The sequence below is a fragment of the Corynebacterium sp. KPL2838 genome (assembly GCF_040225455.1).
Taxonomy (GTDB): domain Bacteria; phylum Actinomycetota; class Actinomycetes; order Mycobacteriales; family Mycobacteriaceae; genus Corynebacterium; species Corynebacterium rhinophilum.
In genome coordinates this window covers 1-14,446 of record NZ_JBEHFT010000042.1, presented here as the reverse complement: position 1 = coordinate 14,446, position 14,446 = coordinate 1, and the positions used below count along the sequence as shown (strand labels likewise).

Sequence of the window (14,446 nt, the reverse complement as noted above, 5' to 3'; positions counted from 1 at the left end):
CGGCGGATTAAGCATCAATCAACGCCGACGCAAGCTGCTACTCTGAATAGTCCTAAAAAATATCCGCATCCCCTTTTGCCGTTTAGGCCGTATAAGCCAGGTGCGCAGCCTTCCCCCGAAAACAAACCCTCGCACAACAAAAAAGCCTCGAGTCACCGTTCTAGGAACGATGTCTCGAGACTTGAAAGTGGTGCGGCCTGAGGGGATCGAACCCCCGACCTATTGGGTGTAAACCAATTGCTCTTCCAGCTGAGCTAAAGCCGCATGCGCCCTTGCGCTGTTGGTTACAGTAGCGCAGGATTGTGAAGCTACACAAATCAGCTGGTGAAGGCTATTTTTTGGTGTAACCGCGCGGTACCAGGCAGGAACCTTGCCACTCGCCCAAGCGCTCAGCTTTGGTCTGTACCAAGCCGGCCAGCTGTGCTGATTCAGAAATGAGACCAGGCTCAACGGTGCCAGGCTTGCCGGCGCCTGGGGTCAGCAACCACACGGAACCGTTATCCGCAAGCGGGCGGATGGCATCCACCAAGCCGTCCACGAGGTCGCCGTCTTCCTCGCGCCACCAAAGAAGGACTACATCGCACAGCTCATCATTTTCCTCTTCGAGGAAATCCTCACCGAGTACGGCTTCGATAGATTCAGAGATTGCGGTGTCACAATCCTCGTCCCAACCAAGCTCTAGAGCGATTTGCCCTTCCTTGATTCCGAGCTTGACTGCAGCGTCAGCCACTATGCATTTCCTTCCTTATCCGGTGAATTCTTGCTCACGCCGGGCCCGCGCTTGGCGGGAAGGGCGTGTGTTATTACATGTAGTTTAACGTCCCAGGGCGTCTTTTACTTGCTATAGCACCCCTTTCCCCCAATTTGCAGGCCCTTTTCTGCTCACACCGACGTCTGTTTTGTGGGAGAACTAGCGCCGTTTAGGGGCCTACTACCTACGTTTGCACACCGGGCGAGGGAAGCAAACCGCAGGTAGTAGGGGGTGCGTCGGCAAGCGCGGCGTTTTATCCGGGATAGACTCCCACTCGCGATCTGGGAACGCGTATCGTAGGAGATAAACTCTGCAGACCCTTAATTAGGAGGTTTACATGGCCGAGAAGGACCCCACCAAGGGCGATTCCAACTTCCCGCTTATCCGCGATGGTGTTGCATCGTACCTTCACGACAGCGACCCAGAAGAAACTCGCGAGTGGATGGATTCCCTCGATGGTCTGCTGGACCATTCTGACCAAGAACGCGCACGCTACCTGATGCTGCGCCTTCTGGAGCGCGCCACCGCCAAGCGCGTGGAGCTTCCCTCGTTGACGTCGACGGACTTCGTCAACACCATCCCCACCAACATGGAGCCGGAATTTCCTGGCGATGAAGAACTAGAAAAGCGCTACCGCCGTTGGATCCGCTGGAACGCTGCCATCATGGTGCACCGCGCGCAGCGCCCCGGCATCGGCGTGGGCGGCCACATCTCCACCTATGCGGGTGCCGCCCCGTTGTACGAAGTCGGCCTCAACCACTTCTTCAAGGGTAAGGACGATCCTTCAGGCGGCGACCAGGTCTTCTTCCAGGGACATGCCTCCCCGGGCATGTACGCCCGCGCTTACATGGAAGGTCGCCTTTCTGAGGAAGACCTCGACGGCTTCCGCCAGGAAGTCTCCCTTGGTGAAGGCAAGGGTCTGCCCTCCTACCCGCACCCGCGCCTGATGCCATGGTTCTGGGAGTTCCCCACCGTGTCCATGGGCATTGGCCCGATGAACGCCATTTACCAGGCACGCTTTAATAAGTACCTGGAAACCCGCGGTATCAAGGACACCTCCAAGCAGCACGTTTGGGCTTTCTTGGGCGATGGCGAAATGGACGAACCAGAATCCCGCGGCCTGCTGCAAACCGCTGCTCTGTACGAGCTGGATAACCTCACCTTCGTCATTAACTGCAACCTGCAGCGCCTCGACGGTCCAGTGCGCGGTAATACCCAGATCATCCAGGAGCTGGAGTCCTTCTTCCGCGGCGCCGGCTGGGACGTTATCAAGGTCATTTGGGGCCGCGGCTGGGACAAGCTGCTGGAAAAGGACACCGAAGGTGCCCTCGTCAACATCATGAACACCACCTCTGATGGTGACTACCAGACCTTCAAGGCCAATGACGGCGCTTATGTGCGCGAGCACTTCTTCGGCCGCGATGAGCGCACCGCAAAGCTGGTAGAAGACTTCTCCGATGACGAGATTTGGGCGCTGCGCCGCGGCGGCCACGACTACCGCAAGGTCTACGCAGCGTACGCCCGAGCCCTGGAGAACAAGGGTTCCGGCAAGCCGACCGTCATCTTGGCCCACACCATTAAGGGCTACGGCTTGGGCCACAACTTCGAGGGCCGCAACGCTACCCACCAGATGAAGAAGCTGACGCTGGAGGATCTCAAGAACTTCCGCGATAAGCAGGAAATCCCCTTCTCCGATGAAGAGCTGGAAAAGGATCCCTACCTGCCGCCGTACTACCACCCGGGCAAGGATTCCCCGGAGATCAAGTACATGCTGGAGCGCCGTAAAGAACTCGGCGGCTTCCTGCCCGAGCGTCGCACGGACTTCACCCCATTGGAAGCACCTTCCTTGGACAAGCTGCGCTCCGTACGCAAGGGCTCTGGCAAGCAAGAAGTCGCTACCACCATGGCCTTGGTGCGCACCTTCAAGGAGGTCATGCGCAATAAGGAACTGGGCAAGCGCATCGTGCCCATCATCCCGGATGAGGCTCGTACCTTCGGCATGGACTCCTGGTTCCCCACCATGAAGATCTGGAACCCGCGCGGCCAGAACTACGTGCCGGTGGACCACGACCTGATGTTGTCCTACCGCGAGGCCACCGATGGCCAAATTATGCACGAGGGCATTTCTGAGGCCGGTGCGGCAGCATCCTTTACCGCCGCCGCTACCTCGTATGCCACCCAGGGCGAAGCCATGATCCCGCTGTACATCTTCTACTCGATGTTCGGCTTCCAGCGCACTGGCGATGCCTTCTGGGCCGCCGGCGACCAGATGGGCCGCGGCTTCATCATCGGCGCTACCGCCGGCCGCACCACCCTGACCGGTGAGGGCCTGCAGCACATGGATGGCCACTCCCCTGTCTTGGCAGCCACCAACCCTGCGGTCATTTCTTATGACCCGGCCTTCGGTTTTGAGGTTGCACACCTGGTAGCGCGCGGTATCGAGCGCATGTACGGCGAAGACAATGAGCCGGTCATGTACTACCTCACCGTGTACAACGAGCCAGTCCACCAGCCGGCCGAGCCGGAAAACTTGGATGTGGAGGGCCTGCACAAGGGCATCTACCACTTCAATACCGCCGAGAACGCCTCCACCCCGGCCAATATTCTGGCCTCGGGCGTCGGCGTGCACGAGGCTCTTCGCGCACAGAAGATGCTGGCTGAGGACTACGATGTCAAGGCATCGCTGTTCTCCGTGACCTCCTGGAACGAGCTGGCCCGCGACGGTGCCCGCCGCAATAAGGAAGCGCTGCGCAAGGGCGAAGAGCCCTCCGAGGCATTCGCTACCTCCCAGCTCAAGGACTTCGAAGGCCCATTCGTGGGTGTCTCGGACTTCACCACCGAGCTCCAGGAGCAGATCCGCCCCTACGTCCCAGGTACCTACATCACCTTGGGCGCAGACGGCTTCGGCTTCTCCGATACGCGCGAGGGTGCCCGCCGCTTCTTCAATAACGACGCGGAATCCATCGTCGTCGCAGTGCTCGATGGCCTTGCCCGCGACGGCAAGATTGAGCGCTCCGTTGTAGAAAAGGCGGCCTCCGAGCTGAAGTTGGACGATCCAACTGCACCTAATAGCGGCGAGTAATATCGCCCGCACCTCCACAATGGAGATGTAGCTCAGGCGCTTCCGGCTTATTGCTGGAAGCGCCTGAATTATTTTTCGCCCCATTCCCCCCTAACCAGTACCGCGTGAGCCTATTTCTCCTATGCCACGCACCAATCGCTACTACACTGGTCATTATGGCAAATGACCTCAGTGCCCAATTGCAGGCAAAGTTTCAGGGTTCTGACCCAGATAAGGACCAACACCCAGATCGGGATACGCTGGGCGAGCTCATCGCCCTCATCGTCAAAGTCACCGATACCGAGGCCGAACTTGGCAAAGACACCGCGCTTTCTGATGCTGGCGTTGAATCCCTAGAGCTTATAGAGCTCACCGTGCGTGCAGAAGAGCTCTTTAAGGTGCGACTTACTGAGGAAACAATGCTTAACTGCGAGACCATCGGCGATATCGCTGACTATTTGGAGGACCACCAATGATTTCTTACCTATCCGATATGGACGGCGTACTCATCAAGGAAGGGGAAATGATCCCCGGCGCCGATAAATTCATTCAGGCGCTGAAAGATAACGATATTGAGTACATGGTGCTCACTAATAACTCCATGTCCACCCCGCGCGACCTGGCGGCGCGTCTGCGCAATACCGGACTGGATATTCCGGCCGAGCGCATCTGGACCTCCGCCACGGCAACGGCAAACTTCTTGGCCACCCAGGCCAGCTCCAGCAAGGCCTACGTCGTAGGAGAATCCGGCCTGACCACCGCACTGCACGAGGCCGGTTGGATCCTCACCAACGATGACGCCGATTTCGTGGTCCTTGGTGAAACCCGCACCTACTCCTTTGAGGCAATTACCACCGCTATCAACCTCATCCGCAATGGCGCCCGCTTCATCGCCACCAACCCGGACGTTACGGGCCCTGCTCCCGAAGGTGTGCTCCCAGCAACTGGCGCGGTAGCAGCATTGATCACCGCCGCTACCAACCGGGAGCCCTACTACGTGGGAAAGCCCAACCCTGTCATGATGCGCTCGGCCCTCAATCACATCGGCGCACACTCTGAAAACACCATCATGATTGGTGATCGCATGGATACCGATGTCAAGGCGGGCCTAGAGGCCGGTATGCGCTCCATTTTGGTGCGCTCCGGCATTTCCGATGACCGCGAGATCTCCCGCTACCCGTATCGCCCCACCGCCGTGTTTAAGTCTGTTGCGGAAATTCCCGATAAGATCATGGATCCTTTCGCCGACGAGGAATCCTAAACGGCACCCCGCCGCGCGACCTAGCTCGTGCGGCTCGGCTCACATGGCCGCGCTCGAGCCGATTCGCTCGAGCGCTTTAGCTAAAACGCACGGTGGCGCTAAAACCATAGCGTTGCGCAAGATAGCACACCGAACTCTCGAGCGCGGCAAGCTCCGCCTCGGTTCCGGTGAGCACCTGATGGCAGCCAATGCCGATGCCGGAATCAATCTCCGGCCCCATGGCCTCACCTCGCACGAGTGCCTCCATAGAGATCTCATCGCGGTACCACCGAGTACACCACTGGGCGGTCAGCGGGTCATCGCCTGGGACGATGAACTCCGATTCGGTGCGAATGCACCGATCCATGGCGCGCTCTACTTCCGGGCGCAGCGCACGCGGCATCCCAGAAATTTTCAGCACACCAGTGACCACGACGGCCGCGCCGTTGCGGCTGGGCCACGTGTAGTTGGAGGCCGGTTGATCAACCGGCACTGTATTGACGCAAGTATTCATAGCCGATATCTCCCTCGACAAATCACCACTGCGAACCACACGCATGGCATGCGGCGCAGTGCAAGACGAGCTTCGTCTTCCCCAACGAACTGTCATTTGCGTCTGCACCCAATTTTCCTGCGTCACACCACCCTCTACAACCCTCAACTTTCACTTCAACCCCCAAGTTCTAAACCTCAACCCAAAGTCCAGACTGTGATTAAAGTGACTAAAGAAATTGAAGTTACAACAGTGAAATTTGAGAGATTCACCCCCTCAAACCATTCGCCCCGAAGCGACTTCCTGACAGAATCCGTTCACACGGCAGGTACCAGCAGAAACGCTTACCCAATAGCGCTCATCCCCTGAAACCTCGGCCGAAAACTGCCCCAATCCCGATAGAAGCGAAGCCCTCCAAAAAGCCCCGGGGCGTAAACCCACAGCGGGGGTAGCTAGCTGTCCCACCCCACCCCCACACCCAGCCTTATAGAAAACGCGCAAGCCGCAGCGGATAGTCGATATACATTTGTTTGTAACTAAGAAACAGTTTGACATCGTCCGTCCACGCTGCCTATACTGAGATAAATTCAAACAATCCGGTTTGAGTGCACCCCTACAGAAAGGTACAACCATGCCTGACATGCCTGAAACGTATTCTTCGTCCGATTTCGGCTTCGATCTTCTGAGCGCCTTTGACGGCTTCTTCACCCAAATCGCCATGATCCTAGAGAAGATCGTCGGCCAATCCCTGTTCTAAATAGAGCAGCTTTAAGCTCCCCACTCCACTGGAATGGGGAGCTTTTCCCGTTTTCCTATTAAGGAAAACTGCGAAGAAGCCTCTTATAGCGCCTGCCAGATCTTCGTATTGGTTTCATTCCACAGCGGCTTTGCCCAATCGCCAAAATCTCGGTCCGTTAATGCCACCATGGCGTAGTCGCCGGCCAGCCAGAGGTAGGTTCCGGACATGCCGAAGTGCCCGGTGGCATCGGCAGGCAGTGCTCCCATCCAGTGGTCTTTCTCACCGCGGATCTCAAATCCAAGCCCCCAAGTACAATCCTTAAAGCTCCCGTAACCGGGCACAATGCCGCGCAAACCAGCAAAGTGAACGCGGCGCATATCGGCCACGGTGCTGGAGTGCAAGAGCTGCGGGTCGTGGACCTCGGCAGCAAATGCAGCGAGATCCTCCACAGTAGAAACCAAGCCGTGCCCAGCCGAGCCCTCTAAGCGGGTGGAGGACATTCCAAGCGGCTCGCACACGCCTTCGCGCAGGTACTCTGCAAACTCGATGCCGGTGGCTTCTTCTACGATCTCTGCCGCCCATTCATAACCGGCAGAAGAATAGATACGCCGCTCGCCCACTGGTTTTTGTTGCTCGCGCGAATCGAACTTCACGCCCGAGGCGTGCGCGAGCAAATGCTCGAGGGTAGAACCTTCCGGACCGGCGGGCTGCTTCAAATCCACCGCACCTTCTTCCACTGCCATCATCACCGCGTACGCCGATACCAGCTTGGTAACTGAGGCAACCGGAAACTGGCGCGAAGTATCTCCTACCGTATCTATCGACTCACCGCTGTGGATCAACGCTCCAGCCACGGTATCTACGGGCCATTGACTTATCTGCTGCAACTCGCTCATGGCTTCCAGCCTACTGTGCTCTAGGCCTCAGAATAAGGTGTGCCGATCGGTGCGGAGGTAAACCCGTGGTTACTGATTAAGGAATTTCTGGTGTAATGCAGCCTGAGCGGTTGCAGGCCCTTTCTATCTAAGAAACCTTATGAATATGACTAGCAGAAACCACAGCACGCAATCAGAGATGTCTCATGTCAACCGCCGCAAATTCCTCCAAACCAGCGGCACCGTCGGCGCCGCCCTGGCGCTGACCACCACTGCCAGCACGGCCAACGCCAGCACTGCTCATGCACAAAGCAGCCTTTCCTCGCGCCCAGAACCACACATGGTAGAGCCCACGCTCGGTGAACGCCCCTTCCTGCACGGCGTAGCCTCCGGAGATCCTATTCCAGATTCCGTTGTTTTGTGGACACGCGTGACACCAGATGCAGATGCGATGCCTGGCTCCGGTGCGGGCGCGCCTACCACCGTGGAATGGGAAATTGCGCGGGATGAGGAGTTTAGGGACATCGTCAAGCACGGCGAAGTCACCACCGATCCTGCACAGGATCACACCGTCCACGTGGATCCTCACGGCCTCGAACCAGAAAGCGTGTATTACTTCCGCTTTCATGCCCAAGATAAAATCTCCCCCGTAGGTCGCACCAAAACCGCACCGGCGGTTACGGCATCCCCAGAGGAGCTAACCTTTGGTGTGGCCAGCTGTGCCAACTGGGAGTCCGGTTTCTTTCAAGCCTATGGTGATATCGCAAAGCGCGGACGAGCCGGGCAACTAGATTATATGGTCTTTCTAGGAGACTATATTTACGAATACCCACAGCGCGAGTACGCCGGTTTCGGTCCAGTGCGCCTGCACCACCCAGCGCATGAGATTACGACGCTGGAAGATTATCGCACGCGCCTTGGCCGCTACCGCACCGATGAAAATCTCCAAGCGGCGCATGCTGCCCTGCCGTGGATCGCGGTCTGGGATGACCACGAAACCGCAGATAATTCTTGGAGGGACGGCGCCCATAACCACACAGAGGGGAAAGAAGGCGCGTGGATCGATCGCCGCAACGCCGCGATGCAGGCCTACTTTGAATGGATGCCGGTACGGGCAAGCAATCCTTCCAATGATGGCCATCTCTACCGGTGCTTGACCTTTGGCGATCTCGTGGAACTGACCATGATGGATCTGCGCACGTACCGCGATAAACAGATACTCTTTGGACCTGCCAGGATGGCCTCGGAGGGGCGAAGCATGCTCGGTTCGGAGCAGTACGACTGGCTGGTCAACAAGATCGATACCTCCGCCGCCGCGTGGAATATGCTGGGCAACTCCGTCATGTTCTCCCCCATGAACCTGGCTACCCTGCAGCGCGACGACAAGCTAGCACCCGTATCATCCTCACTGTCATCCAATATCACCGGCATTCCCGTCAATGGCGACCAATGGGATGGATACTCGGCAGAACGCCGGATGCTTATCGATACCCTTGCGAAGCACGACTCCCACGCCCTCTTTGTTACCGGCGATATCCACTCCGAATGGGCGCATAATATCAGCAAGGATGGGCACATCTTCGGGGCCGAAATGGTGTGCTCATCTGTCTCCGCGCCCAATGTCAACGAACAGCTTCACTTACCCGAGGACAACGAGCTTTCCAAGTTGGCAGAGAGGTTCCTTTTGGAGGCAAACCCTCATACACGCCACGTAAACCTCGATCACCACGGATATAGCTACGTCACCATCCGCCCAGATTCTGCGGAAATGCACTGGCTGCGCGTTGAGGATCTCCTCAATCCCGCCGCACCAGTAAACGAAGCCGTCACGCTGACATGGCGCCCGGATCAGGGATTCAATTCTTAATTATTAGCGGGCAGTTGTTAACGCTCGCTGGGTGCACGTTCGATATAGAGAGTGAAAGATCCTCTCTGGGATATTTCACTCTCTATCACTCGCGCTCTCCCCCCTACCTGCCGCGGACTACGGGTTAGTCCGCGGCAGTTTCATAATCAATGTAGCCGCGCTCGCCGCCGACGTAGAACGTGGCCTGATCTGGCTCATTAAGGGCCAGACCTTCTTCCCACCGGCGTACCAAGTCCGGATTAGCAATGAGCTGTCGACCCACGACAACGGCATCCACGTGGTCCAATTCCAGCTCGCGCTCGGCATCTTCCTTAGTGGTGACAGTACCGAAACCATCATTCATCAAGACCTTGGTCTCGCCATTGGCACGAGCCTTCTTTGCCAAGGCCGAGATGAGTTCGCCTTCCGGCTCCGCGTGCAAGAAGGAGACATAAGCCAGGTTCAATGAGGCGATGGCGTCCAGCAGGCCGCCGTAGGTGGCCAGTATATCTGCCTCATCGTCTTCAACAATGCCTTGCACAACGTGGGCTGGAGAAAAGCGCACACCTACGCGGTCGGCACCGATTTCATCCACGACAGCACGGATCACCATCTCTGGCAGGCGCCACCGGTTTTCGGGGCTGCCACCAAATTCATCGTCGCGCTGGTTGGCAGACGGTGCCATGAATTCATGCAGCAGGTATCCATTAGCATTGTGGATCTCCACACCGTCGACGCCCGCGTCGACGGCCCGGCGTGCGGCGGCGCGAAATTCCTCAACGATGCGTGGGAGCTCATCGGCTTCTAGTGCTCGCGGTGCCGGTGCGTCCATCTTGCCGGCAAAGCCGCGAACCTGGCCGTCCCAATCCAGTGCGCTGGGGGCCTCTGCCTGGGCACCATCAATGAGATCCGGGTGGCTGGTGCGGCCGCCATGCATGATCTGCATGAACAGGACGCCGCCTTCTTCGTGCACCTCGTTGGCTACCTCGCGCCAACCGGCCGCCTGCTCATCATCGACGATGCCCGCCTGACCCGGAAACGCGCGGTTGGTCCATGCGGGAAAGGTTCCCTCCGTCACCACGAGCCCGGCGCTTGCGCGCTGGGAATAGTACTTTTTGTGTAGCTCGCTGGGCACTCCGCTGTGGCCTGCACGCTGACGAGTCAGCGGCGCCATGGTCACGCGGTTATTCAACGTATAACGGCCAAGTTCCAAAGGTGTAAATAATGATGTCATGTCTACTGAAACAGCCCACGGTTTAAATTTGTTCCACCCTTTTCCCCATTACCTATAAGTCCCTAGCTAGACGCCAGGTTGAGTGCTAAGTTTTTCACCACCCACCCTGTCGATCCCTACTCGCTTTTATGATGATGAAACGCCATACTTCCCTAGCACTAGCCGTCTTGTCCCTTACCATGCTGAGCGCCTGCAGTACCTCCGATGAATCGGCTTCTGCCGAAGCAGAACCTTCCTTTGCGCCCAGCGAGGCTTCCACGGCCCCTACTACAGTGACGGAAACCGTTGAGAAGACTCAAGACTCCACCGAAGAAAAGGGCACTGAAAACGGCGCCGAGCATGGCGATGCCGACACGGATGACGACACTCCCCCAGCTGGAAGTCACACGCTTTACACTGGGAAAATTGGCGGCGATTGCGGATATACCAACCAGGGAGACACCATCCATGCAGGCGAACATACATCCTGTGAATTTACCGACCCCATTTTTGATGAAGCGCTGAGGCACACTTATACATTCCAGCGGCGCGATCCGAAAGCCAACGGCGCGTATAGCACCGAAATTTCCGTCGCCAGCCCTACCACCGGTAAGACCTATAATCTTCGCTGTTCCATTGGATCAGATCGCCGCGGGCTCAGCTGTGGGAAAGACGGAGACAATAGCTTAAGTGCCATATACCACGCCGAGGAACCCGATCGCTTCTGGACTGACCGCCTCGAGGTAACCGGCGGTCCTCAGTAGTATCTAATGGGGTTCCGAAGGAATCGCGGTCTGCTGGCTATTCGCCGCCCCGCTATTTCCGTCTGCGCCGGAGTCTCCATTTCCATTCCCCTGGCCATCGCCAGCATCGCCGTTTGAACCAGCGGGCCCATCCTGACCGCTGCCGTGCCCGTCCCCAGAATTAGGAGTCGAATCGGGGTCCTGGCTGGGGTAGCTAGGAACGGTCGGTGTATTGGTGGTCGTCGGTGTTGACTCAGCATCCGTCGGTTCAGTTGGGGTGCCGGTAGTAAGAGGGTCTTCCGAAGGCACATTCTCCCCAGATTCCGTTGGTTGCTCGGAAGAAGATTGTGTATCCCGATTCTTCCAATAATCTGGCGATAACCAGCCGGCTTCCCCTTCCTCGGGGTTGCTTGCCGCGAGGATGAGCAGGCCAACGACGAGAAGGGCCGCCACGAGGCTGGTAGTGGAGGCGCGCACGCGTCCGCCGATGGTGGCAATCTTTTGGAATTGGGTACTGGTCTGAATCGTGCGCCAGATCTTTCGGCGCGATTCCTCGTCGCCTTCTGCGGCATCTTCGCCCGCTTCGGTCGTGACTGCTTGTTCATCGACCTTGGTCTCTGCAAGTTCGACTTCTTCTGGGACCAGTTCCTCTTCCGCCGTGGGGTCATCTACTGGCGTATCGGGGCGGGAGCCTTCCCCGGCATCCAAGGCGTCTTTAGCCGATTGCGCCGCGGCGTCCTTTGGGGTCGCCGGTTTCTTGTTTTTCTGCTCCTGCAACTCATCGAAATCAATAGCGGTACCGTAGTGATCCCAGAATTCCGAGAGCAGCGCCGAGCGGATGGCCCGCTCCACGGACCATTGGCGGGCCGGATTAACCGTCACCATGATGCGGTAACCCACCTGCCACGGCTGGCCAGCAACCTGCGGGCTGACCAATTGCGTAGCGGGAAGGACCGTGAGCTCGCCAGCGACATCGACAGAGATCTCAGGGGCTTCAATAGCATGCTCCGAAATCTCTTTCACGCGGCTGGTAATTTCCGGCAAGGATTCGCCCTCGTGCACTGGGACGTTGATATTGACCACCGCGCGGGACCATTCCTTGGAATAGTTGGTTACCACGCCTGCGGAGCTATTAGGGATAGTCACCAGCTCACCGGTTGGGGTGCGCACTTTCGTAGTGCGCAGGGTCAGCGTCACCACATCGCCTTCTACTCCGGGAATGCCAGCAAAGGAGACGTAGTCGCCCACGCCAAATTGCTTTTCCGTGAGGATGAAAAACCCGGACAGAAAATCCGAAATCACGGACTGGGCACCAAAACCAACAGCGGCAGAAACTATCGTCGCAGGCACCGCAGCTCCCAGTGCCGGAACGCCGAGATTAGTTAGCGCGGCTGCGACCAATAGAAAGTACGCAACCGCCTGGACGATGTAAACCAATGCTCCAGTCAGCGCCAGCCGCGCCTTCGTGGATTCTTCTTGCTCATCCAAATTATGTTCGATAATCCGGATGGCTAAGCGGCCCATGCGGGGCAAAAGAATGCCGATAATCACGAATGCGATGAGCGGCAAGCCGTGGTCAACGATGAGGCCCCACAGCTCAAAAAAGTAATACCTCAAGTTCATGATTCAAGGATATGGCACCTAGCTGAGAAATTGATGCCAGTTTTCTGCCAGGAATCCGGACTCAGGTGTTTAATTTAGGGGCATCGGCAAGCAGCCGCCTAGAAAACTAGTCGCGCGATTGGTAGCGGTCCATCAGGCGGTCAATCAATTCATCGGTAAGTTTGTCATCTTCCAGAATCGTATCGAGCAGCCGCTGCGATTCCTCGCTGGAGACCTGCTCCTCCGCCTCATAGGAATCGCCGCTAAAGTCTACGCCAAAGTCCATATCCTCGGACTCTGCTGGCGCCGCACTGAACTGATCGACGTCCGATTCGAAGGACTGCAAAAATTCGCTGGCTTCCTCCGCCGCATCTTGGCGGCGCTTGCCGGAACGAACTTCCTTTTCGATGCGCCGCTGCAGCGCCTCTTCCATCTGCCGGTGGCGCCAAGAGCGCACGCGGTGCGGCTCCAGCCTGCGCCCGACCGCCCTGCTTTTGTTTTCAGCCTTCTTCGCCAGCACCTTGACCTGTGCAGCAGTGTCATTAATCGGTGCCCAATCCTGGTTCGCGGGCACTCGCCAACCGGCCCAAATGCCCAGCAATGCCAAGAAAATGGAAACCAGCGGCCCCACGATCATGCCAACGGCCAACATATCGAAGTGGTTTCCCAGCAGCACGATCACCGCACAGGCGATGGCGGGAATCACCGTAGGCTGATTATCGCCAAAGACGGCAGGCTCGCGCCCCATGGCGATATCGCGAATCATGGAACCGCCGGTAGCGGTAAAGACGCCCATCATGATGCACGGAATCGGCGGCAGCCCATAGGTAATGGCCTTAACCGCACCGGTGCCGGCCCACAGGCCAGAAACGACGGCATCACCATGCGCCTGGATATAATCCCAGGTCTTGCCCTTGAAGTAGACAAAGCGCGCAATCAATGCGCCTGTGAACGCCAAGTACAGGTACTCCGGTTCGCTCATCGCCGCCACTGTGCCGCGATTGATAAGCACATCGCGCACCATGCCCCCTCCCAAGGAAGAAAACATCGCAATAAAGAAAAACCCAATGATGTCGTATCCGCGTTTGCGCGCAATGGTGCCGCCGATAATTCCCATCAGCAATACACCGCTGACATCGGACCAGCGATAGAGGGATTCAATGAGCGGATCTACTTCTGTCATGCCGTTCATTAGACTGCACTGCTTACCCGCGCGCAATTCGCCTACCCACACGCACTGCGGTGCTGCACTTTCCTGTTCCCATGCCCCTTCTATCTATGCCCTACATTCCGCATAAAAGAGATTCTCGCGCTCTTGCCGGCGCTCCTGCTGGTTAGCTGCTCGTCCGCCCCCGCAGACGACGAGCCCAGCTTCACCGATACCACCCCGCACAGCACCAGTTCAGACAGCGGTACGTTTGCCGATGCCGACACCAATACTGATTCCACGGCTTCCGCTTCTTCCGCGCCTGCCGCACCTTCCAAGCTTCAGAAAGCAGAGGAAGACGATGACTCCGCGCTCGCTGCGCAGGTAGGCGGTATTTGTGGCATCCGCAATTACGCACAAATCATCGCCGACGACGCCACCGATTGCGCCTTTGCCCTGGACATTTATAAGCATGCAATGGATGCCACATACAGGCTCGAAACCCCCGATCCGACCGTTACTGCAGCCTGGCAACGCGATATTACTGTGAAGGACCCAAACTCTGGCGAGAGCTACGATCTCCACTGCATCATGGCCACGAATCAAAAATCCGTCCATTACAGAAACCCAGACGACGCAAATATCGGCACCCGCATCGAGCGGCCTAAACGACAGGATGTGTTGGTGAAGTTATATGTTTAGCCGGTCTGGCGTGCTGGTATTAGGATTATTTCAC

Annotated in this window: 12 protein-coding genes and 1 tRNA gene; 6 read left to right on the top strand and 7 right to left on the bottom strand. The window is 57.5% G+C overall.

From position 1 onward, the window contains the following. Positions 1-188 precede the first annotated feature (188 nt). Together ABRP98_RS10505 and ABRP98_RS10500 are read right to left on the bottom strand one after the other, a co-directional pair. A tRNA-Val gene (locus ABRP98_RS10505) sits at positions 189-264 on the bottom strand. A 67-nt stretch (positions 265-331) separates the two neighbouring features. After that, on the bottom strand, positions 332-730 hold the full coding sequence (locus tag ABRP98_RS10500) for a DUF3052 domain-containing protein (RefSeq protein ID WP_237791675.1): 399 nt from the start codon (positions 728-730) through the stop codon (positions 332-334). Between the two features lie 358 nt (positions 731-1,088). Here ABRP98_RS10500 and aceE point away from each other — a divergent pair, with 358 nt between their 5' ends. The 3 genes from aceE (at position 1,089) to ABRP98_RS10485 (ending at position 5,073) form a co-directional block, all read left to right on the top strand. Continuing rightward, on the top strand, positions 1,089-3,833 hold the full coding sequence (aceE, locus tag ABRP98_RS10495; protein ID WP_349859137.1) for a pyruvate dehydrogenase (acetyl-transferring), homodimeric type: 2,745 nt from the start codon (positions 1,089-1,091) through the stop codon (positions 3,831-3,833). 155 nt (positions 3,834-3,988) lie between these two features. Further along, positions 3,989-4,288 carry an acyl carrier protein gene (locus tag ABRP98_RS10490; RefSeq protein ID WP_349859135.1) on the top strand — a complete coding sequence of 100 codons (300 nt, stop codon included), beginning with the start codon at positions 3,989-3,991 and terminating at the stop codon, positions 4,286-4,288. Further along, positions 4,285-5,073 (top strand): HAD-IIA family hydrolase, encoded by a 789-nt coding sequence (locus ABRP98_RS10485; RefSeq protein ID WP_284769451.1) that lies wholly within the window; start codon positions 4,285-4,287, stop codon positions 5,071-5,073. The genes ABRP98_RS10490 and ABRP98_RS10485 overlap by 4 nt, the downstream gene beginning before the upstream one ends. Positions 5,074-5,149: 76 nt before the next feature. On the opposite strand, the gene ABRP98_RS10480 is transcribed toward ABRP98_RS10485, so the two are convergent. Then, the gene (locus tag ABRP98_RS10480) at positions 5,150-5,566 is read right to left on the bottom strand and encodes a hypothetical protein (RefSeq protein ID WP_284769450.1); all 417 of its coding nucleotides are present in this window, start codon (positions 5,564-5,566) and stop codon (positions 5,150-5,152) included. A gap of 819 nt (positions 5,567-6,385) precedes the next feature. Then, a complete protein-coding gene (locus ABRP98_RS10475) occupies positions 6,386-7,180 on the bottom strand; it encodes a serine hydrolase domain-containing protein (RefSeq protein ID WP_284850119.1) in 795 nt (264 codons plus the stop codon). Positions 7,181-7,325: 145 nt separating this feature from the next. Here ABRP98_RS10475 and ABRP98_RS10470 point away from each other — a divergent pair, with 145 nt between their 5' ends. Continuing rightward, positions 7,326-9,026, top strand: a complete 1,701-nt coding sequence (locus ABRP98_RS10470; RefSeq protein WP_349859133.1) for an alkaline phosphatase D family protein — start codon at positions 7,326-7,328, stop codon at positions 9,024-9,026. Between the two features lie 124 nt (positions 9,027-9,150). On the opposite strand, the gene ABRP98_RS10465 is transcribed toward ABRP98_RS10470, so the two are convergent. Beyond that, positions 9,151-10,239 (bottom strand): alkene reductase, encoded by a 1,089-nt coding sequence (locus ABRP98_RS10465; RefSeq protein WP_349859132.1) that lies wholly within the window; start codon positions 10,237-10,239, stop codon positions 9,151-9,153. A 128-nt stretch (positions 10,240-10,367) separates the two neighbouring features. On the opposite strand from ABRP98_RS10465, the gene ABRP98_RS10460 reads away from it, so the two are divergent. Further along, the gene (locus tag ABRP98_RS10460) at positions 10,368-10,982 is read left to right on the top strand and encodes a hypothetical protein (RefSeq protein WP_349859131.1); all 615 of its coding nucleotides are present in this window, start codon (positions 10,368-10,370) and stop codon (positions 10,980-10,982) included. A gap of 3 nt (positions 10,983-10,985) precedes the next feature. On the opposite strand, the gene ABRP98_RS10455 is transcribed toward ABRP98_RS10460, so the two are convergent. Continuing rightward, the gene (locus tag ABRP98_RS10455) at positions 10,986-12,584 is read right to left on the bottom strand and encodes a mechanosensitive ion channel family protein (protein ID WP_349859130.1); all 1,599 of its coding nucleotides are present in this window, start codon (positions 12,582-12,584) and stop codon (positions 10,986-10,988) included. 106 nt (positions 12,585-12,690) lie between these two features. Then, positions 12,691-13,746 carry a trimeric intracellular cation channel family protein gene (locus ABRP98_RS10450; protein ID WP_349859129.1) on the bottom strand — a complete coding sequence of 352 codons (1,056 nt, stop codon included), beginning with the start codon at positions 13,744-13,746 and terminating at the stop codon, positions 12,691-12,693. A gap of 132 nt (positions 13,747-13,878) precedes the next feature. Between ABRP98_RS10450 and ABRP98_RS10445 the strand changes: the two genes are divergently transcribed. Continuing rightward, a complete protein-coding gene (locus ABRP98_RS10445) occupies positions 13,879-14,412 on the top strand; it encodes a hypothetical protein (protein WP_349859127.1) in 534 nt (177 codons plus the stop codon). Positions 14,413-14,446 lie beyond the last annotated feature (34 nt).